Origin of the sequence: Streptomyces sp. NPDC053048 (assembly GCF_044547045.1) — a bacterium.
Lineage (GTDB): Bacteria > Actinomycetota > Actinomycetes > Streptomycetales > Streptomycetaceae > Streptomyces.
The window spans coordinates 446,306-468,596 of sequence record NZ_JBITZS010000004.1 but is presented as its reverse complement, the minus strand read 5'-3'; the positions used below and the strand labels follow the sequence as shown (position 1 = coordinate 468,596).

Here is a 22,291-nt window from a genome sequence, read left to right as displayed (position 1 = left end):
ATGAACCGGCGTACGAACCTGGTGGTGCTGGACATGGCCGGCACCACCGTCGCCGACGACGGCCTGGTCGAGCGGGCCTTCGGCACCGCCGCACGGGCCCTCGGCATCGAGCCGGGCACCGCCCGCCACGACGAACAACTCGCCCATGTCCGCGCGACGATGGGCGAATCGAAGATCTCCGTCTTCCGCCACCTCTTCGCCGGCGACGAGGAACAGGCCCGGCGCGCCAACACGGCATTCGAGTCCGCCTACGGACAGCTCGTCACCGAAGGACACTGCGAGCCCGTCCCGGACGCCCGCGAAGCGATCGAACGGCTCCGCGCCGACGGCCGCATCGTCGTCCTCACCACCGGCTTCGCCCGCGTCACCCAGGACGCCGTCCTGGCCGCCCTCGGCTGGACGGACCTCGCCGACCTCACCCTGTGCCCGGCCGACGCCGGCGGGCGCGGCCGCCCCTACCCCGACATGGTGCTCACCGCCCTGCTGCGCACCCGCGCCGCGGACGACGTACGGGGGATCGCGGTCGCGGGCGACACGTCCTACGACATGCTCTCCGGCACCACGGCCGGGGCGGCCGTGGTCGCCGGCGTCCTGACCGGAGCCCACGACGAGGCCGCGCTCCGCGCCGCCGGAGCCACCCACGTCCTCGGCTCCGTGGCGGAACTCCCCGACCTGCTCGCACGGGCGGAGGACGGCCGTTGAACAGGCCGTCGATCAGGCCGTCGAGCACAGGCATCCGATTCGACGGTGTGACGGTCGCCTACGGCAGGAACGTCGTCCTCGACTCGCTCGACCTCACCGTCGAACCGGGAGAGGTCATGGCACTGCTCGGGCCCTCCGGCTCCGGCAAGACCACCGCCCTGCGCGCGGTCGCCGGTTTCGTGCAGCCGGTCGCCGGACGGGTTCTCATCGGGGACCGCGACGTCACCGACCTGCCGCCCCACCGGCGCGGCATCGGCATGGTGGTCCAGCAGTACGCGCTCTTCCCCCACATGAGGGTCGACGCCAACGTCGCCTTCGGACTCAAGGCACGCAGGACGCCGCGGGAGGAGATCGCCGCGCGCGTCGCCGAGGCGCTGGAGACGACCGGCATGGCCGACTACGCCGAACGCTATCCGCGCGAGCTCTCCGGCGGACAGCAGCAGCGCGTCGCCATCGCCCGCGCGCTGGCCATCCGGCCCGGCGTGCTGCTCCTCGACGAGCCGCTCTCGGCCCTCGACGCACAGCTGCGCTCCGGCATGCTCGCCGAGCTCGCCCGGCTGCACCGAGACCTGCCGGACGTCAGCATGCTCTACGTCACCCACGACCAGGTCGAGGCACTCACCCTCGCCGACCGGATCGCCGTCATGGACCGCGCCCGCCTGCGGGACTGCGGCACTCCGCAGGACCTCTACCGGCGGCCCCGCACCGAGTTCACCGCCTCCTTCGTCGGCAACGCCAACCTCCTGCCGGTGACGGTCACGGCCCACGGCGTACGCCTCGGCGACACGGTCCTGGACGTACCGGCGGGTGACGCCGCAGCGGGCGCCCCGGCCACGCTGTGCCTCCGCCCGCACCTGGTCGGGCTGGGGGAGGGGCCGAACGCCCTGCGCGGAACGGTCGTGGAGGTGCAGTGGCGTGGTGTCACGCACCGCCTGTGCGTCGACGTCGCGGGGCACCGCGTCACCGCCGACGTGCGGGAGCTGCGCGAGACGCCATCGCTCGGCACCGAGATCACACTGCACTTCGCGGCGGACGACGCTGTGCTGCTCCCGGCAGGCGAGGCCGGCGAGGCCGGAGGTGCCGCCCATGGCTAGCGTCGACCTGCCGCTCGCACAGGTGGCCGCCCCTTCCCCCTCCCGGCGGATTCCGGCCTGGACGCTCGCGCTCCCGCCCGTCGCCGCCCTCGGCATCGTCTTCCTCCACCCCCTCGCCCTCGTCCTGTGGCAGTCCGTCTCCCCGGACGGCGGCGGGCACGGACTCTCCGCGTACGCCGAGGTGTTCGCCCAGGCCGCGTTCCGTGACGCCCTGCGCAACACGGTGCTGATCGCCGCCGGCGCGACCGTCGGCGCCCTGCTCCTCGGCTTCGCCCTCGCCCTGGTCATCGCGTTCGTGCCGTTTCCCGGCGGCAAGGCCATCGGACGGTTCGTCGACGTCTTCCTGTCCTTCCCCTCCTTCCTCATCACCCTCGCGCTGCTGTTCGTCTACGGCACCGCGGGCATGGCCAACGGCGTATGGACCGGGGTGACCGGGACCGCACCCGGCCCGTTCGACTTCCTGCACACGCCCTGGGGCGTACTGCTCGCGGAGATCACGTACTTCACGCCGTTCGTGATGCGTCCGCTGCTCGGTGCCTTCTCGCAGCTCGACACCGCACAGCTCGACGTCGCGGCCTCGCTCGGCGCCCGTGCCCCGCGGATCGTCCGGCAGGTGATCCTGCCCGAGGCCCTGCCCGCACTGGCCGCCGGCGGCTCGCTCGTCCTGGTGATGTGCCTCAACGAATTCGGCATCGTCCTGTTCACCGGCGCCAAGGGCGTGACGACCCTGCCCGTACTCGTCCACGGCAAGGCCATCCTCGAAGGGGACTGGACCGGCGCCTGCGTGGTCGCCGTCGTCAACGTCGCCCTGTCCCTGGCGCTGTACGGGCTCTACCGGACGCTCACCACTCGCATGGAGGGAGCCCGCCGTGCTCGTGCATAGCCGTCGTGCCCGCCGGGCGGTCCAGGCCGTCTTCCTCGCCCTGTTCCTCCCCGTCTTCGCGCTGCCGCTCCTCGTCGTCGTGGCCGCCTCCCTGGCCACCACGTGGAGCGGCGCCCTCCCCTCCGGCGCGACGCTCGACCACTACCGGGCGGTCGCCCACGGAGACGCGCTCGACGCCCTGATCACCAGCGTGCTCACCGCCCTCGCGGCCTCGGCGATCGCGCTGGTCACCGGCACCTGGGCGGCCCTCGCGGCCAGGGGCTCGCGCGTCCGCCGCGCGATCGACCTGCTGTTCATGCTGCCAGTGGCCGTACCGTCCGTGGTCGTCGGGCTCGCCCTGCTCGTCGCCTTCTCCAAGCCCCCGTTCCCGCTCAACGGCACGCCCGCGATCGTCGTCCTCGCGCACACGATCCTGGTGACGGCCTTCGCCCACCAGTCCGTATCGGCGGCTCTGGACCGCCTCGACCCCGCCTTCGAGCAGGCAGCCGCCAGTCTCGGCGCAAGCCCCCTGCGTGTCCTGCTGCGGGTGAGGCTGCCGCTGCTCCTGCCGTCCCTCTCCGCCGCCGCAGGGCTCTGCTTCGCCCTGTCGATGGGCGAGCTCAGCGCCACGATGATGCTCTACCCGCCCGACTGGCTGCCCCTGCCCGTCAAGGTCTTCGCCGCCACCGACCGCGGCGCGCTCTTCCCCGGTGCCGCGCTCGCCGTAGCCCTCATGGCCACCACCCTCCTCGTACTCCTCGCGGTCTCCCGGGCCCGCACACGAGCCTCCTACCGCTGATCCCCCCACCTTCCGCCCCCTGGCCGACTTCGAAGGAGTCCCCGTGTCCCGTCCCCGTTTCCGTGCGACGCTCCCGCCGGCCGCCGCCCTGCTCGTCCTCCCGCTCACCGCGTGCGGCGGGACGGCCGGCACCGGAGCGAAGGAAATCACCGTCTACAGCGCCGACGGCCTCAAGGCCGAGGACGGCTCCGGCTTCTACGACAAGGTCTTCGAGGAATTCGAGGAGAAGACCGGCATCAAGGTCAACTACGTCGAGGGCGGCTCCGGCGAAGTCGTGCAGCGCCTGGCCCGGGAGAAGTCCAACACCAAGGCTGACGTCGTCGTCACCCTGCCGCCCTTCGTCCAGCAGGCCGACGGCAAGGGCCTGCTGGACGCCTACCGGCCCGAGGGCTCGGACAAGGTCGCGGAGGGCGACAAGGATCCCTCCGGCAAGTGGACCGCGTTCGCCAACAACTACTTCTGCTTCATCTACAACTCCAAGAAGCTGGAGAACAGTCCGCCGAAGACCTGGAAGGACCTCCTGGGCGCCGGATTCAAGGGCAAGTTGCAGTACTCCACTCCCGGAGTCGCGGGCGACGGCACGGCCGTCCTCATCAAGGCCATGCACGACTTCGGCGGCAAGGAACCTGCCATGGCCTATCTCAAGGACCTGCAGAAGAACAACGTCGGCCCCTCCAAGTCCACCGGCCAGCTCGCCCCGAAGGTCGACAAGGGCGAACTCCTCGTCGCCAACGGGGACGTCCAGATGAACTTCGCCAACATGAGGACAATGCCCAACCAGGGCATCTTCTTCCCCGCGGGCGACAACGGAAAGCCCACCACCTTCGCCCTCCCCTACACGGCCGGGCTGGTGAGGAACGCCCCGCACACCGAGAACGCCAAGAAGTTCCTGGACCACCTCCTCACCGAGCGGGTGCAGCGCGACGTCTCGGCCGTCGGCGGCGGCTTCCCCGCCCGTACGGACGTCAAGGCGACCGACCCGAACGCCGCTTCCCTCGCCCGCATCATGAAGGACGTGGAGGTCTTCCGCCCCGACTGGGCCGACGTCGACAGGAACCTCACCTCCTACGTCGCGGCGTGGAAGGAGGCCACCGGCAGCTGAGCGCGGGGCGGTCAGGTCAGCCCGTGTCCTCGAACGGTGCCGTCGGGGGATAGCCGTGTTCCCCGTACAGCCGGACGAAGTGAGCCGGCACGACGGACCTGCGGCGCACGAGTCCGCGGGGCGTGCGCTCGTAGAGCTCGACGAGCTCCTGGCCGCCGGGCCCGATCGGCTGTACCAGACGGCCGCCGTCCCGCAGCTGCTCGATCAGCGGCGGCGGCACCCGGGGAAAGGCGGCGGAGACGACGACCGCGTCGTAGGGAGCGCGGTCCGCCATGCCGAGAGTGCCGTCGCCGGTGAGGATCTCGGCGTTCTCGATGCCCTGGGCCGCCAGGTTGGCCCGTGCCCGCTCGGCCATGTCCGGCCACCGCTCGATGCCGACGACGGACGCGGCGAGCCGGGCCAGCAGCGCGGTCTGGAAGCCGTATCCACTGCCGATCTCCAGAACGTGCTCGTCGCCCGAGAGGCCGAGCGCGGCGACCATCATCGCCACGAGGGAGGGCTGCGTCGTCACCTGACCGTGGTCGATGGGGACCGGCACGTCCGCGTAGGCGGCGGCCCGGCGGGACGCGGGGACGAAGGCCGCGCGCGGGATCGCGCGCAGCGCCCGCAGCAGGCGCTCGTCCGTCACGCCCGAGGCGCGGGCGGCCCTGACCAGGTGCTCGGGGCCGGGGTCGTGGCCGGAGCCGTGGCTGGAACCATGGCTGGGACGGGTCATCGTGTCCACCTCTGTCCCCAGGCTATCCCCGGGATTCCGCGTGACACCGGAATCCGTGTGACGTGCTGCCGGCTGCGGGCACGGCGGTGGGGAGACCCGTGGGGCATGGTGTAAGCAGGGGGCATGGACCTTCGGCGGCTGCGGCGGGATCGTGGCCAGACGCTGGTGGCGGTGCCGTTCCTTCTGATCCTGGTCGTCACCGTCGTCGACATCCTGGCTCCGCCCGAGGTGCACCTCGGGCCCTTTCTGGTGGCCGCCCCCGCCGTCACCGCGTCGTTCGGCGGCCCATGGCTGACCGGCTTCGTCGGAGTGGTCGCCGTCGTGGCCCAGGCGGTCGTCGCCGTGGTCCGCACCAGCCTCACCGACCTCAACCACACCCTGCAGATCATCGCCCTGATTCTGATCTCGGCGATCGTGACCTTGTTCGCTCTCCACCGCGAGCGGCACGAACAGCAGATGACACGGCTCAGATCGGTGGCCGAGGCCACCCAGGGGGTGCTGCTCCGGCCGCTTCCCCAGCGGGTCGGCCCGCTGCGCATCGCCTCGGTCTATCTCGCGGCCGAGGCCGAGGCGGAGATCGGCGGTGACCTGTACGCGGTCGCGCGGACGGCCGACGCGACCAGACTCGTCATCGGTGACGTCCGCGGCAAGGGTCTGGAGGCCATCAGCGATGCGGCGCTCGTCCTCGGCGCCTTCCGGGCGGCCGCCCACCGGCAGGCGGGACTGTCCGCGCTCGTCGCCCACCTGGAAGGGGCCGTCTCCTCCGGCCTGGACGCTCCCGGTGTGCCGCAGGAGGAGGAGTCCTTCGTCACCGCGGCCGTGCTGGACGTCCCCGACACCGAGCACGTCCTGCACCTCGTCAGCTGCGGGCACCCGCCGCCCCTGCGGCTGAGCGACGGGCGGACCGCCCCCATGGAGGCGACCCGCCCCGCGCTCCCGCTGGGCCTCGCCGACATCGCCCGACCCGACTTCACCGTGGAGTCCTTCCCCTTCGAGCCGGGCGATGTCGTGCTCCTCTACACCGATGGCGTCATCGAGGCGCGCGACGGCTCGGGGACGTTCTACCCCCTGGCCGAACGCATGGCCGCCTGGCCGGGCGACGGCCCCGAGAGCCTGCTGCGGCACCTGTGCGGCGACCTGCTGGCGCACGCGGGCGGCTCCCTCGGCGACGACGCGGCGATGGTCGCCGTCCAGCGCCTGCCGTGACACAAGGCCTGCGCGGCCCTTACTGAGCGCATGTACCGATGCATGTCACACACGTCGCGCCACACATACTGCAACTGGGGCCGCATGCGGTTGCGATGTAGGTCTGAACCAATTCCGTCGATTCGTATGTGCTGATCTCGCGGATGTCCAGATCGAAGGCATCCTCATGAGTCGATTCGGTGATCGGGGTGGGAGACATCATCGTTCCTTCTCGTTCCTGGAGCTGGATCCCGCAGTCGTGCCGATGTGGCGTCCCGCCTTTGCAGGCAGGATGTGCTCCCCGTGGCAATACGAAAAGGCGTCAATCAAGAAGTTCACCCGCTCGAGCGAGTCGCATGATGGTCGTGCAATATTTCCCATAGGCATGCCGAGCGGCACGAGGCCCGCCCGATCCGTTGGATCGGGCGGGCCTCGTCGCTCTGCCGGCGCTCAGTTCTCCGCGCTCAATGCTTCCCGTTCTTCTTCGCGTACGAAGGGAAGTTCTGCGGCTCCTTGGCGATGTAGCCGAACAGCTCCGCGACGAACGCGGCACCGCGGCCCACCGCTCCGCCGACGCGGGGCGGGGTGCCGAACTGGACGTCGCCGATGGCGTAGACACCGGGGACGCTGGTGGCGGTCGAGGTCAGGCCCGTCTGGCCCGTCACGTCGCGGCCGGTGAGGACGGTCTTCGTCCTGGCGTCCAGCTTGAGCCGGCCGCCGAGCCAGGCGGTGTTCGGAGTGCCGCCGATCAGGACGTACAGCCAGCGGGTGTCGAGCGTCCGGTCGGCCGGCTTGTTCGTGCCGGTGGGGCCGAGGTGGAGCCTGGTGAGCTGGTTGTTCGTGTCGGCGTCGCAGAGCTTGACCTCGGTGTGGAGCAGGATCTCCACCTTGCCGCTCTTCCTCAGCTGCTCGATCTCGTCGATCAGGTACTTCGACATCGTCTTCTTGAGCTCGGAGCGCACGATCACGGTGATCTTCGAGGCGTACTGGGCGTAGTACACGATGGCCTGTCCCGCGGAATTGCCCCCGCCGACCAGGGCGATGTGCTGTCCCTTGAAGTACTCGGCGTCGGTCACCAGGGCCTGGTAGAAGACGCCCCTGCCGATGAGTTCGTTGGCCTTGGTGCTGTCGTCCAGCCGCCGCCAGGCGAGCCCGGAGGCGACGACCACGGCGCCGGCCTTGATCTTCGTCCCCTTGCCGTCGTCGAGTTCGACGAAGTTGGGCGGCTGGGTTCCGTCGGTGGCGCCGCCGGTACCGATGTGGAGCTTCTTCGCGACGTTCAGGGGCTGCCACTCCACGCCGAAGTTCCTGGCCTGCTGAAGCGCGTTCTTGGCGAGGTCGCGGCCCGGGATGCCGTCGGGGAACCCGAGGTAGTTGGAGATCTTCGACGAGGTGCCGGCCTGGCCGCCCGGGACGTCGTCCTCGATGACGAGCGTCTGCAGGCCCTCGGCCCCCGAGTACACGGCGGCCGACAGCCCCGCCGGGCCGCCGCCGACGATGACGACGTCGTACCAGTCCTTCTTCCGGGGGAGCAGAAGCCCCAGCGTCATGGCCAGGTCCACGAGCGTGGGGTTCGTCAAAAGCTTGCTCTCACCCCCCTTCATCGTCACCTTGACGACAATGTCCGTGCCCTGGGAGTTCTCCGGCCACTTGAACACCACGCTGGAGCCGGTCAGGAACTCGCGGATCTCGAAGGCCTTCTTGGACCTGATCGGTCCGGAGATCTCGACGAGGGTGTAGGTGTCCTTGATCTCCTTCGGCGCGTTCAGCCACCACTGGTACAGCTGTCCGTCGATCAGGCGCCGGTGGGCGTCGTCGAAGGCGCTGGAGGTGAGCCCACCGCCGGTGAGACCCGCCACGGGGGTTCCGTCGGCGGTCACCGACGGGCGTCCGTCGGGGTGCAGGCCCACCAGCCCCGCGGCGCTGGGCAGTTCGGCGGCCTCCACCGTGCCGGCGAGCCCGTCGGCGTGTGCGCCGACCCCGGCCACCAGCGCGATGTGCCCGCCCTCCGCGCTTAAACCGTTGAGCGCCCCCGGCAGCTCCTGCCCGGCCGGCACTGTCAGGACACGGAAGTCCTGGCCGTACCAGTCGTCGAGCGTCGCGACGATCTCCTCCCTGCGGTCCGGGTCCTGATCCATCAGCACGATCGCGGGTCGCGTGATACTACTCGGCATACGTCCTCCGGTTGTCGCGCTCATGTCTTCCGACCATTCGAGGCTTCACGTTCCGAGGTGGAATCACTCACAGGTGAGGAGTTCGACACCTCACCACATCGGGTGATGGCGCGCCAGACCGCGTGGCGCGAACGCATCGGCCCCCACGCGCGTGTGGTTCGTGTGGTTCGCACCCCTGCTGTGGCGTCCCACTTCCCGGTGGTGTCCCGCTCTCCGGTACGGGGCATGGATCCCCGCGGCGCGAGGCGACCCGGCGGGAGGGCAGGACACAGTGGTCACGGACCGGCACGCTCACACGATGACGCACACCGACGCCGATGCCGCGCGTCATTACGAGAAGGCGCTCGACGACCTGCTCTTCTTCCGCGAGGAGGTCACCGCGGAGACGGGGAAGGCGCTCGAGGCCTCGCCCCGGTCCGCCATGGGGAACGTCCTCCGGGCGTACCTCGGGCTGCTGGGCACGGAGGCGAAGGACGCCGCCGAAGCGGCCACGGCATTCGGGGCGTACCGCCGGGACGCGCCCGTGGCCGACGTGACCCCGCGGGAGCGCATGCACATCGAGGCCGTATCCCGCTGGCTGCGCGGCGACATGCACGGGGCCGGCCGCGTCCTAGCCGAACTCGTCGTCGCATACCCGAGGGACGCCCTCGCCCTCGCGGTCGGCCACCAGATCGACTTCTTCACCGGCAACGCCGTGCTGCTGCGCGACCGCGTCGGCGGCGCGCTGTCCGCCTGGGACGAGGACGATCCGCACTACGGCCTGCTCCAGGGCATGTACGCGTTCGGCCTGGAGGAAGCCGGGCACTACGGCCAGGCCGAACGAGTGGGCCTGGAGGCCGTCGAACGCAACGCGCGCGACGTCTGGGGCATCCACGCCGTCGTGCACGCCTACGAGATGCAGGGCCGGTACGAGGACGGCATCCGCTACCTCGACGCCCGCACGGACGACTGGTCGGACGGCAACTACCTGAACGTGCACAACTGGTGGCACTACGCCCTGTACGTCCTGGAGACGGGCCGCACGGACGGGGTCCTGGCCGTCTACGACGCCGCCGTGCACCGGGACGGCTCGGCCGGGGCGGCGATGGAACTCCTGGACGCCGCGTCGTTGCTCTGGCGGCTGTACCTGGCGGGCACCGACACCGGCGACCGCTGGCCGGCGCTGGCCGACGCCTGGGCCCGGCGGCACGACGGCGCCTACTACGCCTTCAACGACGTCCACGCCGTCATGGCCTATGTCGGGGCCGGCCGCGTCCGCGACGCCGAACGGCTCATCCGCGACCGGGAAGCCTGGCTTCCGGCCGCCGGCTCCGGCGGTCCGGAGCTCTCCAACGTCCTGATGACGGCCGAGATCGGGCTGCCGGTGTGCCGGGCGCTCGTCGCCTACGGGCAGGGGCGCCACGCCGACGCGGTCGACCTGCTGCTCCCGCTGCGCCACCGCCTCCACACCTTCGGCGGCAGCCACGCCCAGCGGGACGCCCTGCAGAAGACCCTGCTCGAGGCGGCCCTGCACGCCGGACGCCACGACCTGGCCCGCACGCTGCTGAGCGAACGCGTCAACCTGCGCCCCGGGTGCCCCTACGACCGGAACGCTCGCGCACGCCTTCTGCCGCTCCTGCCGTGACGGTGCCGTGACGGCGAGGGGTGAGCCCCCGTGAGTCCGTGAGTCCCCTGGCGCCGTCCGGATCTACGTGTACTGGGCGATCTGGATCAGGTTGCCGCAGGTGTCGTCCAGCACCGCCGTGGTCACCGGGCCCATCTCGGCCGGCTCCTGGGTGAACCGCACACCGAGGCCGCGCAGCCGGTCGAACTCGGCCCGCACGTCGTCGACCGCGAAGGAGGTGGCCGGGATGCCGTCCGTGACCAGCGCCTCCTTGTAGGGCTTCACCGCGGGGTGGCCGGAGGGCTCGAGCAGCAGTTCGGTCCCGTCGGGGTCCTCCGGCGAGACCACGGTCAGCCACCGGTCCGCACCCAGCGGGACGTCGTTCTTCTTCACGAAGCCCAGCACGTCGGTGTAGAAGCGCAGGGCCTTGGCCTGGTCGTCGACGAAGACGCTGGTCAGGTGGATCCTCATCAGGTGCTCCCGGGCGCAGCGGGCCCGAGCCGTCGGCTCGGGGCGGACTCGGACGGTTCGGTGCTCGTCACAGTGGACGTCCCCGGACCACCTGATCGCGTGGACGCCCGCCTAGTAAGATCCCACGGATTCAGGGGGAGGGCGGATTCGCCATGCGGATGCTGGGAGTGGACGGCCCGAAGCACGTCGGGCCGTTCCGGACGGTCGGGGTGCTCGGACAGGGCGGCATGGGGCAGGTGCTGCTCGGGGTGGCGCCGGACGGGCGGCTCGTGGCCGTCAAGCGGGTGCATGCCGATCTGGCGGAGGATCCCGGGTTCCGTTCACGGTTCCGACGGGAGGTGGACGCGTCGCGCCGGGTCTCCGGGGCCTACACCGCGCCCGTCGTCGACGCCGACCCGGACGCCCCGACGCCGTGGCTCGCCTCGCTCTTCCTGCCGGGGCCCAGCCTGAGCGAGGTGCTGGACGCGGTCGGGGCACTGCCCGAGGAAACGATTCAGCTGCTCGCCGCCGGACTCGCCCAGGCCCTGGTCGACATCCACCGGGCGGGGCTCGTGCACCGGGACCTGAAGCCGTCGAACGTGCTCCTGACGGAGGACGGCGTACGGGTCGTCGACTTCGGCATCGCGCGCGCCGCCGACCACGAGACCAAGCTGACCCACACCGGCGCGCTGATCGGCTCGCCCGCCTTCATGTCGCCCGAGCAGGTGAGGGGTGACGAGCCGGGCCCGGCCAGTGATGTGTTCTCCCTCGGCGTCACACTCGCCACGGCCGCTACGGGGGGCCGGAGCCCGTTCGCCGGGGACTCGCCGCTCGGCCTCATGTACGCCGTCGCCCACGAGCTCCCCGACCTGGACTCCGTACCGCCACGGCTGCGCCGGATCGTCGAGCCGTGCCTGGCCAAGGACCCGGCCGCACGGCCGACCCCCGGGCAACTCCTCGAGATGATCGGCCCGCTCGCGCTCTCCGCGCGCCCCTGGCCGGAGGCGGTGTACGGGCGGATCGCGGACCGCCGGACCTGGGCGGCCCGGCTCGCGGCCACGGCCGGACCCGTAGTGCCGCCCGCTCCGGCCGGATCCGTGCCGCCGCCGGCGTCCCCGCTCGGGTCGTCGCCCGCGGCGGCTGTACGGGTTCCCGCGCCGCGCCGCCGGCCCCGGTGGCTGACCGCCGCGATCGTGGTGGGCTCGGTGCTCGTGACGGTCGCGGCCACGGTCCTGGCGATCGGTCCGGACGAGGTGTACTACTCGGTCTTCCCCGAGCCCGTGCCCACCCCCGGCTCGACCCCGCTCGCGCAGGTGCCCGACAAGTACACGAAGACGGTCCCCACCTGTGTGCAGGTGCGCCGCAGCATGAAGGTCCCGGCCGGTTTCGGCGAAGCCATGGGCAACTTCCCCGACAAGGTGTGGCAGAAGACCGACAGCGAAGGACGCACGCATCCGTCGACCGCCTGCGCCTGGACCACCCGCTCCGGCGACAAGATCGACATCAACTGGGACCTCTACCCCTCCCGCGCGGGCGGGCCCACCGGCGCCGAGCAGGCGAAGAAGCGCTATGAGGGCTTCTACATACGGTCAAGGACCACGCGCGACCCCGGAGTGGGATTCGCGGAGGAAGGCATGTGGCTGAAGAACTCCACTGAGAGCAACTGCGTGCTGTACGCCCGGGACGGCAACCTGTACCTGTACATCTCGGTCCAGGGCGTCCACTACCCGAAGGGCGCGTGCGAGGACTTCACGAAGGACATGGGCCGGCAGGCCGTGGCGGCGGTGGCGTCCCTGTGAACGCGCCGCACCCACTGCCGCACCCGTTGCCGGAGAAGGCCGGGCCGTACGTACTCCTCACCGAGCTCGGCAGGGGCGGCATGGGCCGCGTCCTGCTCGGGGTCGCCCCGGACGGCCGGCCGGCGGCGGTGAAACTCGTGCACGCCCGGCACGCGGCCGACGACGGGTTCCGCTCCCGCTTCCGGCGCGAGGTGGAAGCCTCGCGGAAGGTCTCCGGTGCGTACACGGCGGCCGTCCTCGACGCCGACGCGGACGCCGAGCTGCCCTGGCTCGCCTCGGTATTCGTGGCCGGTCCCTCGCTGGGAGCGGCCGTGGAGCGCGCGGGCGCGCTGCCGGAGACGGCGCTGCACCGGCTGGCGGTGGGCCTGGCGACGGCCCTGGACGAGATCCACCGGGCCGGTCTCGTCCACCGCGACCTCAAGCCCGAGAACGTCCTGCTCGCCGAGGACGGCGCCCGGGTCATCGACTTCGGCATCGCACGGGCGGCGGAGTCCGGGGACGTCACCGAGCTCACCGGCACCGGCTGGGTGGTCGGCTCGCCGCCGTTCATGTCGCCCGAGCAGGCGCAGAGCCGGGAACTGACCGGGGCGAGCGACGTGTTCTCGCTCGGCTCGGTCCTCGTCATGGCGGCGACGGGCCGCAGCCCGTTCGCCGGCCCCTCCGCCCTCCAGACGCTCTACAACGTGGTCCACACCGAACCCGACCTGAGCGGTGTGCCCCGGTCCCTGCTCGGGATCGTCGCCCGCTGCCTGGCCAAGGATCCGGCCGAGAGGCCCACGCCGCCCGAACTGCTCGCCCTCCTGGGCCCGGTGGTCCCGGCGCCCCGGCCGTGGCCGCCCGCCGTGCAGCGGATGGTCGACGAACAGCGGGCCCGCGTCGAGGGCCTGCTCGGCGGCGACGCCGAGCGCACGGTACTCCTGCCGGGCGCCGCTTCCGCCGCCCCGCGGACGGCCATGCTCACCACCGTCCACGACACCCCCGGCCCGGCGCCCCGCCGCCGGCGCCCCGTGACATGGGCGGCGGTGGGGGCGGTGCTCGCGGCGGGACTCGGCGCGGGCGCGTACGTACTGCTGCGCGACGGTGACGGTGCCGGCGGCCCTCCGGACAAGTACGTGACGAGGCCGGTGTGCCCGGAGGCGGTGCCCAAGCTTCCGCTGCGGGAAGAGCGGAGGAAGGACAAGGACATCGACACGGAGAACCCCGAGGCATCCACCCAGTGCTCCTGGTTCGACAAGGACCAGCCCCAGGCGGACGGCTGGAACAGCTTTCCCAGCGCGACCGTCTCCTGGGAGCTGCGCCGCTCGGACCCCGACGAGAACGGCACGGAACGCCAGCGAAGCGAATTCGCCCGCAGAGGCAAGGGCGAGCGCCGCGAGACCGGTCCCGGCCTCGGCGACGAGGCGTACTGGTCGGCGGCGTCCCCCTACGAGAGCGACCGGAAGCCCTGTCGGCTCAACGTCCGCGACGGCAACCTCGTGATACGGGTCTACCTGGACGGCAACAAGCACCCTGCCTGCGAGGCGGAGGCCCGGGACATCGCGAAGGCCGCACTGGCGGCCATGCCGCCGAGCGAATTGACCGGGACAGGGGCATCGTGACGGCGTCGGCATCGTGACGGCGATGCGGAAATACGCGTGCGTTCGTGTGCGACTGGGCGTAATGATGGGGATATGACACGCCCTTTCGAAGAACTTGTCGCCGAGGCGGATGCGGCGTCCGTGGACGGCTGGGACTTCTCCTGGCTGGAAGGCCGGGCCACCGAGGAGCGACCCTCGTGGGGTTACCAGAGGTCGATGAGCCGACGGCTGGCGGCGGTGTCGGCGGCGCTGGACATCCAGACCGGGGGCGGCGAGGTCCTGGCGGGAGCCGCGAAGCTGCCGCCCACCATGGCCGCCACGGAGTCCTGGCCGCCGAACGTGGCCAGGGCGACGAAGCTGCTGCACCCGCGCGGGGTGGTGGTCGTCGCGGACCCGGACGAACCGCCGCTGCCCTTCGCCGACGAGGCGTTCGACCTGGTGACCAGCCGCCACCCCGCGACCGTGTGGTGGCCGGAGATCGCCCGTGTACTGCGGCCGGGCGGGACGTACTTCGCCCAGCACGTCGGGCCCGCGAGCGTGTGGGAGCTGGTCGAGTACTTCCTGGGGCCGCAGCCCGAGGCGCGCAGGAAGCGGCACCCCGATGACGAGAGCGCCGCGGCGAAGGCCGCGGGCCTGGAGGTCGTCGATGTGCGCACGGAGCGGCTGCGGATGGAGTTCTTCGACGTCGGCGCCGTGATCTACTTCCTCCGCAAGGTGATCTGGACGGTGCCCGGCTTCACCGTCGAGCGGTACCGCGACCGGCTGCGCGAGCTGCACGAGCGGATCGAGGCCGAGGGCCCCTTCGTCGCCCACTCCTCCAGGACTCTCGTCGAGGCCCGCAAGCCCGGCCGCGCCTGAGCCGGGCAACGGCGCGGTGGGAGCCGACCGCCCGCCATGTGTCCGGCTTGTGCCTTCGCGCCGTCGCACGCCGGGCGTAGCCTGGGGCCGCACGGGTGGCAGTCCGCCACCACCGAGTGCTTTGGGGGGATCCTCGTGCGACACGTCATGCCCCGCCCGTCCTTGCGCCGCGCCGCCGCCCTGACCGCGATCGCGGCCGCCCTCGGCCTGGGCCTCGCCGCCCCGGCCGAAGCCGGCCCCGGCCCCATCCCGCCGCTGACCGCCCACGAGCGGGCCCTGCTCGGCTCCACCGTTCCTAAGACCGTCGAGCTGGACCCGGCCACCGGCAGGATCCTTTCCGTCAAGGAGTCCGAGTCCAAGTCCGTCAAGGAGTCCGGGGCGCCCGTTCAGGCCATCGGCCGGCACAACTACTGCGACGCGAGTGACGGCTGCTTCTACAGCGGCCGTACCCCCTACGCCCACCAGGGCTTCTACGGCTCACCGGGCACGTCCCACGGCGACTGGCCCTACCGCAGCGGCTACTACACCGGCAAGTACAAGGCGAAGCCGTGCTGGGCCCAGGCCTGCACCGAGATACCGCTGCCCCCGCGCACCTATGCCGACTTCCGCGGCGCCCTCGTCACGGGGAAGTCCTTCCGCATCTACTGACGGACCGTTTCGCCGTCGGGAGCCGGGGCAAACGCTCTCCGTTGGATACAGTGAGTCACCGACCTCTGTGATCGAAAGCGGATGAGCATGGCGGTAGCGCGAAGGCCCGGCATTCCGACGGCGGCTGCGGAAGGTGATGGCCCCCTGCGGGCCGCGGCTGTGGGCCACGCCTGATGCCGGCGCCACCGTCCGCGCACGGCGACGCCGCCGAACCTTTCGTCCCGCCGGTCAATTCGCACAACGAGTGGGATCCGCTGGAGGAGACCATCGTCGGGCGGCTCGACGGCTCGACGATTCCCTCCGGCCATCCCGTCGTGGGCTGCAACCTTCCGCCGTGGGCGGCACGGTTGCAGAGGCTGGCCGCCGGCTTCAGGTATCCGCGCCCCCTGATCGAGCGGGCCCAGCAGGAGCTCGACCAGTTCGTCGCGCTGCTGCGGTCCCTCGGCATCACGGTCCGGCGCCCGGACGCGGTCGACCACAGACGACGCTTCGGCACGCCCGACTGGTCGTCACGCGGTTTCTGCAACGCCTGTCCGCGTGACAGCATGCTCGTGATCGGCGACGAGATCATCGAGACCCCGATGGCCTGGCCGTGCCGGTATTTCGACACCTACCCCTACCGCGCGCTCATCAAGGACTACTTCCGGCGCGGCGCGCGCTGGACGGCGGCGCCGAAACCGCAGCTGACCGACGAGCTGTTCGAGGCGGGCTTCCGTGTCCCCGAGGCCGGCGAGCCCATGCGCTACATCCTCACCGAGTTCGAGCCGGTGTTCGACGCGGCGGATTTCGTGCGCGCGGGACGGGACCTGTTCGTGATGCGAAGCAACGTCACGAACCGGATGGGCATCGAATGGCTGCGCCGCCATCTCGGACCGGGCTATCGCATCCACGAGATCCAAAGCCGCTGCCGCACACCGATGCACATCGACACGACCTTCGTCCCGCTCTCGCCCGGCAAGGTGCTGATCAACCCCGAATACATCGACGTCGACCACCTGCCCGACGTCCTGAGCTCGTGGGACGTCCTGGTCGCCCCCGAGCCCGACCCGATCGACGACCGGCTGCTCAGGATCACCTCGATGTGCGGCAAGTGGCTCAGCATGAACGTTCTCATGATCGACGAGCGGCGGGTGATCGCGGAGCGCCACCACACCGGCATGCTGCGCGCCCTGGAGGGCTGGGGGTTCGAGCCGATCCCCTGCGACCTGCTGCACTACGCCCCGTTCGGCGGCTCGTTCCACTGCGCGACCCTCGACACCCGGCGTCGCGGCACGCTCGAATCGTATTTCGACTGATTCGACTGATTCGACTGACCGGCCACCGGTCGTCGGGCCTTCCCGCCGGCGCGGCAGCGACTTTGGTCGACGGGCGCGAGCCTTTCGGCTGACGCGCCGACGACCGCGCTCCGGACAGGCTTGCCGTATGACATCAGCACCGATCGCCCGCCGGACCCTGCTCGGCGGCACCGCGGCCCTGGCCACTGTCTTCGCCGCCGACAGCGCGTGGGCCCGTACGACGTCCACCGGCGCGGCGTCGTCGTCGCGGACCGCCGGATCGCTCGTCCACAAGGGCGTCAACTTCGATACCGAGCGCGAAGTCTGGCGGCTGGAGTACGTACGCCGGGAGATCGCGGCCATCAAGGAGCAGCTGTGCTGCAACGCGATCCTGCTGCTCGGTTCCGACCTCGGCCGGCTGACGGAGGCCGCGTCGATCGCGGCCGATCACGGCCTGTTCGTCTGGTTCGAGCCGCGGCAGTTCGACCGGGACGCGGAGCAGACCCTCGCCTTCCTCGGTTCGGTGGCGCGCGCCGCCGAGCGGCTGCGCACCCGGCACCCCGGCGTGGGCATCGCGGTCGGTACCGAGCTGACCCTCTTCATGTCCGGCCTGGTGCCGGGCAAGGACTGGAACGAGCGTGGCCAGGCGCTGGAGCGCCCCGAGGCGGTCGGCTACCAGGAGCGGCTGAACACCTTCCTGGGCCGGGCACTCAGGACCGTACGGCCGCTGTTCCAGGGGCCGGTCACGTACAGCTCCGGGGAGTGGGAGGAGGTCGAGTGGCGTGGCTTCGACGTCGTGGGGGTCAACCTGTACCGGAACGCGGGCAACAAGGCCACCTATGCCCAGAAGGTGCGCGCCCTGCACCGGCACGGCAAGCCTGTCGTCATCACCGAGTTCGGCTGCTGCACCTTCACGGGGGCCAAGGAGCAGGGTGGGTCGGGCTTCCTGGCGGTGGACTGGGAGAAGGAACCCCCGGTCGTCAAGGACGGCTATGCGCGTGACGAGCGGGAGCAGGCCGATGAGATAGGCGCGTTGCTGGACCTCTACGCGGCGGAGCGGGTGCACGGCGCGTTCGTCTACAACTTCATCGCCCCCGACTCGCCCTACTCCCCGCACCGCCGGCACGACCTGGACATCGCCAGCTTCGCGCTGGTCAGGACGTTCCCCACGGGGACGCGGCGCGGTTACGCGGAGACCGGGCAGTGGGAGCCCAAGCGGTCCTTCCGCGCAGTGGCCCACCGGTTCGGCAGAGCCGGGACGTCGTCTTCGTAAGTCACGACCCTCGACATCCCGCGGGGCACACTGATCCGGCGCGTACCGGCATCGCCGAACTGACGGTCTCGTAGGACGGTCTCGTAGCGGCGGGTGACGGTGGGACCGGCGGCGACGGCCGCCGGTCCTGTTCGCCGTCCTTCACCCTCCGGCGGTGAGGGCGGTGCGCACGAGAGCGAGCACGTCCTCGTCGCTCAGGCCGAGCGCTCGGGCGTCGGCGACCAGTCGGCCGGCCAGGGTGGTGAGCCGGGCCCTTCCGGAGGACGATCCCGCGGTGACGACGGCCCCGCGGCCCCGGCGCAGCTCGATCAGTCCCTCCTCGCGCAGGCGCTGGTAACCGCGCAGCACGGTGTGCATGTTGACGCCCAGCGACTGGGCGACCTCCCGGGCGGGTGGCAGGCGTTCACCCTCGCCGACCGAACCGTCGGCGATGGCACCGCGCACGCTCGCCGCGATCTGGTCGCCGAGCGGCAGCGGTGAGGAGTGGTCGACACGGAAGAGCAAGGTCACCCTCCGGCGGAATCGCGGCGTCGGCGCTCGGCCAGGGTGTTCAGCAACGCCGCGGCGGTGGCGGCGTCGTCCACGGTGACGACGAACTCGCTGCCGGTCGTCAGCCGGGCCGTGATGGCGTCGCCGGAACGCAGCACGATGCCACTGGCGCCGGGGCGCGCCCGGTAGCCCCAGCCGCCGAAGTCACGGAGGGGACGGACGGGACGATGGCCCGCCTCGACGATGCGCTCCAGCGGGACGGTCAGGCGCGGCCAGGAGACGAGGGCGGGGGTGACGGTGATCCCGCGCCGGTCGGCGGTGACGCGGGCCCCGGTCAGCAGCATCAGGGGAACCGCGGGGATCAGCACGGGAAGCGCGGACGTCCACCCCGTGGCGAACCCGACGACGATGCCGACGGCCAGAACGACGACGCCGGTGACCGGCAGGACCCTGGATCCGGCGACGCGTGACCAGGCCGCGGTCTCGGTGTCACCGAGGGAGAGCCGAGCAGCGTCGGCGGACGGCTCCGGCGCTGTCTCCGGTTCCGGTACCCGTCCGCAGATCACCCACCCGGCCGCCGCGCAGACCGCCGCGGCGGCGAAGGCGCCCGCGGCCTGGAGGCCGGGCAGGGTGACCGACGCGGCATCGTCGGCATCGGCGTTGGCCAGCAGCACGGCGACGGCCAGCCACCCGGTGACCACGGCGACGGCGCCGCTCAAGACGGCGATCACGCGCTGAGCGTCGGGGGTCGTGCGTATCCAGTGGGTGAGCCCGCCGAGGAGCACCCCGCCGCCGATCAGCACACCCAACGTGAAGGCGAGGAAGGCACCTTGGCCGGAGAACCCGTCGGCCTTGCCTTCCGCGCCGATGTGCGTGGCCATCCGGCCGGGCAGGCGGTCGCGCAGGGCGAGGAAGACCCAGAGGACGACGACGGCGGCCACGAGGGAGGGCACGACGGCGACGAGGGTGCGACGGGCGTTGGCGGGGCGGGCGTTGACGGGCAGTGGTTGTGAGATCGGCATGACGACACCTCCAGTTGTTCGCCTAGTAATAGAACAACTGGAGTGACGGGGATGCCAAGTGGTTCGCCGCTTTCCTGACGCGCCTCAAACGCCGCCGGTCGCACCGTCGCGCCCACCGGCCGGGCGCGGCGCGCTCGGCGGGCTCGGAAGGCGCATGGAGGCGCGGTATTCGCTGGGGGACATTCCCATGGCCGTACGGAAGGCGCGGGAGAAGGCGGCGGGCTGGTGGTACCCCCAGCGCGCGGCGATGGTGTGGATCGTCAGGTGGCCGAGCGCCGGATCGGCCAGGTCCTTGCGGCAGCGTTCCAGCCGTTGCCGGCGGATGAAGGCCCTGGGCGTGGTGCCGTTCTGCTGGAAGACGCGGTGCAGGTACCGCAGGGAGATGCGGTGGGCCGCGGCGATGACCTCCGGGCCGAGGGCGGGATCCCGCAGATGGTCGGTGATGAAGGCGCTGATCCGCAGGAACAGCACCTGCCTGCCCGATTCGCCGGCCGCGCCCGACGCGGCGGAGCCGGCCGCCAGGGCCGGGTCGTGGTCGAGGTGGTGCGCCAGCGCGGTCGTCAGCAGATCGAGCGCGGTGCCCCCGAGGCGGGTGACGTCCTGCGGTGCGCAATGGGCGTACTCCTCCGTCAGTCCCACCAGGAACTGCCCGAACAGGCGGCCGACGCCCTCCGTCCACGGCAGGGACAGCCCGCACAGCCGGGTGAACTGCTCATGCGGAAGCCGCAGGAGCTTCTTGGGGAACTGGAAGAGGAGCGTCTTGCCCGGGGTGTCGCCGGCGAAGGTGTCGAAGGACTGGGAGCTGTCGAAGAACCCCATGTCCCCGCGTTTGAGGAGCGACCTCTGCCGGTTCTGCTCGATGCCGATCTCCCCGGCCGTGACGAGGGCGACGTGGTACATCTCCGGATCCGACTGACGGACCAGCCGGGGCGTCCGCTGCGCGATCACCGAGGCGTAGGAGAGGGCCGAGACCTGTCCCACGCCCAGCGGCATCAGCTCTATCCGGGCCCCGAACCTCGCCGTCTCGAGGAACTTGACGCGCTGGGTCACCTGCGCCAGTGCCATGGTCTCGACCCAGGCCTCCCGCCGCTCGTTCAGGGGGAACTCGACCGTGTCGACGACTATTGAACGCATCCCTGCTCCTGCTCTCATGCTGTTCCGGCGCCTCCGGCAACGCCGGATTCGGGACAGCCAGCAAAGTGCAGGGGTGTCAGGGGTCGACAGTGCGTTCCACGCCAACAAGTGTGCGCCAGGGGACAACGACGCCCCCGGGTCCCCTGGGACAGGATCTTTCCGGCACGAACAACCGCCGGCCGTGCCGGTGCCGTCGCGGGGGGCGGCATCGGCACGGGACGGCGTGCCGCGTGCGCTCAGGGGGAGGGAAGGTACGGAATGCCGTTGTTGAACACCCGGCGTGGCCGGCTGCGGAGCCAGGGAGCGCTCGTACTGTTGGCGGGCGGGGCGATGCTCACGGTGTCGCTCGGCGCGGTGCCGTCGAGCACGACTCACGACCGCGGGCCGGCGAGGCCTGCGGGAGGCGCCGACCCTTCCGTGCACTACAGGAACCCGCTCGTCAATCCGTTTCTTCTGCCGGTCACCGTGCTGCACATGGAGCTCTCGGGCGATCGGTCGGGGATGAGATCTGCGGGGCCGGCAGGAGCTTGAGGGCCGCGAGGCCCCGGCAGTCCGCCGGGTACGATCGCGAGGACCGCGCCCGACCGCTGCGCGAGACCCCGGCACCAGACCACCGCGGAGGCTGAACGACCGTGACCGATCAGCGCGTTTACCTCGTCACCGGCGGCGGCACCGGCATCGGCGCCGCCACCGCACGGCTGCTGCGCACGGCCGGGCACCAGGTGGTCGTCTCCGGACGGCGGCCCGAACCCCTGCGCCGCATCGCGGAGGAGACCGGCGCCCTGGCCCACCCCTCCGACGCCGCCGACCCCGACGCCGTGCGTGAGCTCGTCGACGCGACCGTGACCGCGTACGGACGGCTGGACGGCCTCGTCCTCAACGCCGGAATCGGCCGCGGCGGGGGCGTCGGCGAGCTCTCCGTCGAGGACTGGGAGACCGTGATGCGCACCAACCTCACGGGCCCCTTCCTCCTGCTGCGCGCCGCCCTTCCGCACCTGCTCCGGGCGCGGGGCTCGGTCGTCGCCGTCGCCTCGGTCTCCGCGCTGCGCAACGGCGTCGGCAATGCCGCCTACGCCACGTCCAAGGCGGCCCTCCTCCAGCTCTGCCGCTCCCTGGCCGTCGACTACGCGCGGCACGGTCTGCGCGCCAACACCGTGTGCCCCAGCTGGGTGCGCACCGAGATGGCCGACCGGCGCATGGCGCGCTTCGCCGACGAGGCCGGCCTGGGAGAGGGCGAGCCGGGAGACGACGGCCTGGGGGAGGCCGGCCTCGAGGCGGCGTACGAGCAGGCGACCCGGCTCATTCCTGCGCGCCGTCCCGGGAAGCCGGAGGAGGTGGCCGAGGCGATCGCCTGGCTGCTCTCGCCCGCCGCGTCCTTCGTCAACGGCGCGGTGCTCACCGTCGACGGCGGCGTGACGGCCGTCGATCCCGGGACGGTCGCGTTCGACTTCAGCATCGAACAGCGCGGTGCCGGTGACGAAAGCGGAAACTGAACCGGAACCGGAACCGGAAGCGGCGGGGGAAGCGGCGG

Annotated in this window: 20 protein-coding genes; 14 read left to right on the top strand and 6 right to left on the bottom strand. The window is 71.5% G+C overall.

The features are described from left to right. From ACIG36_RS13040 to ACIG36_RS13020, 5 genes are read left to right on the top strand one after another with little or no spacing between them, the layout of a single operon-like run. A complete protein-coding gene (locus tag ACIG36_RS13040; protein WP_399926121.1) occupies nucleotides 1-702 on the top strand; it encodes a phosphonatase-like hydrolase in 702 nt (233 codons plus the stop codon). Then, the gene (locus ACIG36_RS13035) at nucleotides 699-1,796 is read left to right on the top strand and encodes an ABC transporter ATP-binding protein (RefSeq protein ID WP_399926119.1); all 1,098 of its coding nucleotides are present in this window, start codon (nucleotides 699-701) and stop codon (nucleotides 1,794-1,796) included. Before ACIG36_RS13040 ends, ACIG36_RS13035 begins: the two co-directional genes overlap by 4 nt. After that, entirely contained in the window at nucleotides 1,789-2,679 is an 891-nt protein-coding gene (locus ACIG36_RS13030) for a 2-aminoethylphosphonate ABC transporter permease subunit (RefSeq protein WP_399926117.1), read from the top strand. Before ACIG36_RS13035 ends, ACIG36_RS13030 begins: the two co-directional genes overlap by 8 nt. Further along, on the top strand, nucleotides 2,666-3,457 hold the full coding sequence (locus tag ACIG36_RS13025; protein ID WP_399926115.1) for an ABC transporter permease: 792 nt from the start codon (nucleotides 2,666-2,668) through the stop codon (nucleotides 3,455-3,457). Before ACIG36_RS13030 ends, ACIG36_RS13025 begins: the two co-directional genes overlap by 14 nt. A gap of 43 nt (nucleotides 3,458-3,500) precedes the next feature. Beyond that, nucleotides 3,501-4,559 carry a 2-aminoethylphosphonate ABC transporter substrate-binding protein gene (locus ACIG36_RS13020; RefSeq protein ID WP_399926113.1) on the top strand — a complete coding sequence of 353 codons (1,059 nt, stop codon included), beginning with the start codon at nucleotides 3,501-3,503 and terminating at the stop codon, nucleotides 4,557-4,559. Nucleotides 4,560-4,575: 16 nt separating this feature from the next. Here ACIG36_RS13020 and ACIG36_RS13015 read toward each other — a convergent pair whose 3' ends face one another. Next, nucleotides 4,576-5,274 (bottom strand): protein-L-isoaspartate(D-aspartate) O-methyltransferase, encoded by a 699-nt coding sequence (locus tag ACIG36_RS13015; RefSeq protein ID WP_399926111.1) that lies wholly within the window; start codon nucleotides 5,272-5,274, stop codon nucleotides 4,576-4,578. A gap of 123 nt (nucleotides 5,275-5,397) precedes the next feature. Here ACIG36_RS13015 and ACIG36_RS13010 point away from each other — a divergent pair, with 123 nt between their 5' ends. Next, entirely contained in the window at nucleotides 5,398-6,480 is a 1,083-nt protein-coding gene (locus tag ACIG36_RS13010; protein ID WP_399926109.1) for a PP2C family protein-serine/threonine phosphatase, read from the top strand. Between the two features lie 443 nt (nucleotides 6,481-6,923). Here ACIG36_RS13010 and ACIG36_RS13005 read toward each other — a convergent pair whose 3' ends face one another. After that, on the bottom strand, nucleotides 6,924-8,597 hold the full coding sequence (locus tag ACIG36_RS13005) for an FAD-dependent oxidoreductase (protein ID WP_399926107.1): 1,674 nt from the start codon (nucleotides 8,595-8,597) through the stop codon (nucleotides 6,924-6,926). 334 nt (nucleotides 8,598-8,931) lie between these two features. Here ACIG36_RS13005 and ACIG36_RS13000 point away from each other — a divergent pair, with 334 nt between their 5' ends. After that, complete coding sequence (locus ACIG36_RS13000; protein WP_399926105.1) at nucleotides 8,932-10,257, top strand: tetratricopeptide repeat protein; 1,326 nt, start codon at nucleotides 8,932-8,934, stop codon at nucleotides 10,255-10,257. A 63-nt stretch (nucleotides 10,258-10,320) separates the two neighbouring features. Here the strand turns inward: ACIG36_RS13000 and ACIG36_RS12995 are convergent, their stop codons facing one another. After that, entirely contained in the window at nucleotides 10,321-10,707 is a 387-nt protein-coding gene (locus ACIG36_RS12995) for a VOC family protein (RefSeq protein WP_399926103.1), read from the bottom strand. Nucleotides 10,708-10,859: 152 nt separating this feature from the next. Here ACIG36_RS12995 and ACIG36_RS12990 point away from each other — a divergent pair, with 152 nt between their 5' ends. The 6 genes from ACIG36_RS12990 (at nucleotide 10,860) to ACIG36_RS12965 (ending at nucleotide 18,115) form a co-directional block, all read left to right on the top strand. Further along, complete coding sequence (locus ACIG36_RS12990; RefSeq protein ID WP_399926101.1) at nucleotides 10,860-12,485, top strand: protein kinase; 1,626 nt, start codon at nucleotides 10,860-10,862, stop codon at nucleotides 12,483-12,485. Next, entirely contained in the window at nucleotides 12,482-14,083 is a 1,602-nt protein-coding gene (locus tag ACIG36_RS12985; protein WP_399926099.1) for a serine/threonine-protein kinase, read from the top strand. Before ACIG36_RS12990 ends, ACIG36_RS12985 begins: the two co-directional genes overlap by 4 nt. 72 nt (nucleotides 14,084-14,155) lie before the next feature. Beyond that, nucleotides 14,156-14,920: a class I SAM-dependent methyltransferase gene (locus ACIG36_RS12980; protein ID WP_399926097.1), complete on the top strand. Its 765-nt coding sequence runs from the start codon at nucleotides 14,156-14,158 to the stop codon at nucleotides 14,918-14,920. A 147-nt stretch (nucleotides 14,921-15,067) separates the two neighbouring features. Beyond that, complete coding sequence (locus ACIG36_RS12975; protein ID WP_399926095.1) at nucleotides 15,068-15,568, top strand: hypothetical protein; 501 nt, start codon at nucleotides 15,068-15,070, stop codon at nucleotides 15,566-15,568. A gap of 173 nt (nucleotides 15,569-15,741) precedes the next feature. Further along, nucleotides 15,742-16,863, top strand: a complete 1,122-nt coding sequence (locus tag ACIG36_RS12970; protein ID WP_399926093.1) for an amidinotransferase — start codon at nucleotides 15,742-15,744, stop codon at nucleotides 16,861-16,863. Nucleotides 16,864-16,990: 127 nt separating this feature from the next. Next, entirely contained in the window at nucleotides 16,991-18,115 is a 1,125-nt protein-coding gene (locus tag ACIG36_RS12965; RefSeq protein ID WP_399926091.1) for an abortive infection protein, read from the top strand. 141 nt (nucleotides 18,116-18,256) lie between these two features. Here the strand turns inward: ACIG36_RS12965 and ACIG36_RS12960 are convergent, their stop codons facing one another. From ACIG36_RS12960 to ACIG36_RS12950, 3 genes are all read right to left on the bottom strand, one after another. Beyond that, a complete protein-coding gene (locus tag ACIG36_RS12960; RefSeq protein WP_399926089.1) occupies nucleotides 18,257-18,619 on the bottom strand; it encodes a GntR family transcriptional regulator in 363 nt (120 codons plus the stop codon). A 2-nt stretch (nucleotides 18,620-18,621) separates the two neighbouring features. Beyond that, nucleotides 18,622-19,626, bottom strand: a complete 1,005-nt coding sequence (locus ACIG36_RS12955) for a DUF1648 domain-containing protein (protein WP_399926087.1) — start codon at nucleotides 19,624-19,626, stop codon at nucleotides 18,622-18,624. Nucleotides 19,627-19,710: 84 nt separating this feature from the next. Further along, a complete protein-coding gene (locus ACIG36_RS12950) occupies nucleotides 19,711-20,760 on the bottom strand; it encodes a helix-turn-helix domain-containing protein (RefSeq protein ID WP_399926086.1) in 1,050 nt (349 codons plus the stop codon). A 632-nt stretch (nucleotides 20,761-21,392) separates the two neighbouring features. Between ACIG36_RS12950 and ACIG36_RS12945 the strand changes: the two genes are divergently transcribed. Further along, complete coding sequence (locus tag ACIG36_RS12945; protein WP_399926084.1) at nucleotides 21,393-22,253, top strand: SDR family NAD(P)-dependent oxidoreductase; 861 nt, start codon at nucleotides 21,393-21,395, stop codon at nucleotides 22,251-22,253. The last annotated feature ends 38 nt before the right edge of the window (nucleotides 22,254-22,291 follow it).

What these genes read in the sequence shown, in the direction of transcription:
- ACIG36_RS13040 (WP_399926121.1), top strand. Translation starts at nt 1, where the DNA reads ATGAACCGGCGTACGAACCTGGTGGTGCTGGACATGGCCGGCACCACC.
- ACIG36_RS13030 (WP_399926117.1), top strand. Translation starts at nt 1,789, where the DNA reads ATGGCTAGCGTCGACCTGCCGCTCGCACAGGTGGCCGCCCCTTCCCCC.
- ACIG36_RS13015 (WP_399926111.1), bottom strand. Translation starts at nt 5,274, where the DNA reads ATGACCCGTCCCAGCCATGGTTCCAGCCACGGCTCCGGCCACGACCCC.
- ACIG36_RS13010 (WP_399926109.1), top strand. Translation starts at nt 5,398, where the DNA reads ATGGACCTTCGGCGGCTGCGGCGGGATCGTGGCCAGACGCTGGTGGCG.
- ACIG36_RS13005 (WP_399926107.1), bottom strand. Translation starts at nt 8,597, where the DNA reads ATGGATCAGGACCCGGACCGCAGGGAGGAGATCGTCGCGACGCTCGAC.
- ACIG36_RS13000 (WP_399926105.1), top strand. Translation starts at nt 8,932, where the DNA reads ATGACGCACACCGACGCCGATGCCGCGCGTCATTACGAGAAGGCGCTC.
- ACIG36_RS12995 (WP_399926103.1), bottom strand. Translation starts at nt 10,707, where the DNA reads ATGAGGATCCACCTGACCAGCGTCTTCGTCGACGACCAGGCCAAGGCC.
- ACIG36_RS12990 (WP_399926101.1), top strand. Translation starts at nt 10,860, where the DNA reads ATGCGGATGCTGGGAGTGGACGGCCCGAAGCACGTCGGGCCGTTCCGG.
- ACIG36_RS12980 (WP_399926097.1), top strand. Translation starts at nt 14,156, where the DNA reads ATGACACGCCCTTTCGAAGAACTTGTCGCCGAGGCGGATGCGGCGTCC.
- ACIG36_RS12975 (WP_399926095.1), top strand. Translation starts at nt 15,068, where the DNA reads ATGCCCCGCCCGTCCTTGCGCCGCGCCGCCGCCCTGACCGCGATCGCG.
- ACIG36_RS12970 (WP_399926093.1), top strand. Translation starts at nt 15,742, where the DNA reads ATGCCGGCGCCACCGTCCGCGCACGGCGACGCCGCCGAACCTTTCGTC.
- ACIG36_RS12965 (WP_399926091.1), top strand. Translation starts at nt 16,991, where the DNA reads ATGACATCAGCACCGATCGCCCGCCGGACCCTGCTCGGCGGCACCGCG.
- ACIG36_RS12955 (WP_399926087.1), bottom strand. Translation starts at nt 19,626, where the DNA reads ATGCCGATCTCACAACCACTGCCCGTCAACGCCCGCCCCGCCAACGCC.
- ACIG36_RS12950 (WP_399926086.1), bottom strand. Translation starts at nt 20,760, where the DNA reads ATGCGTTCAATAGTCGTCGACACGGTCGAGTTCCCCCTGAACGAGCGG.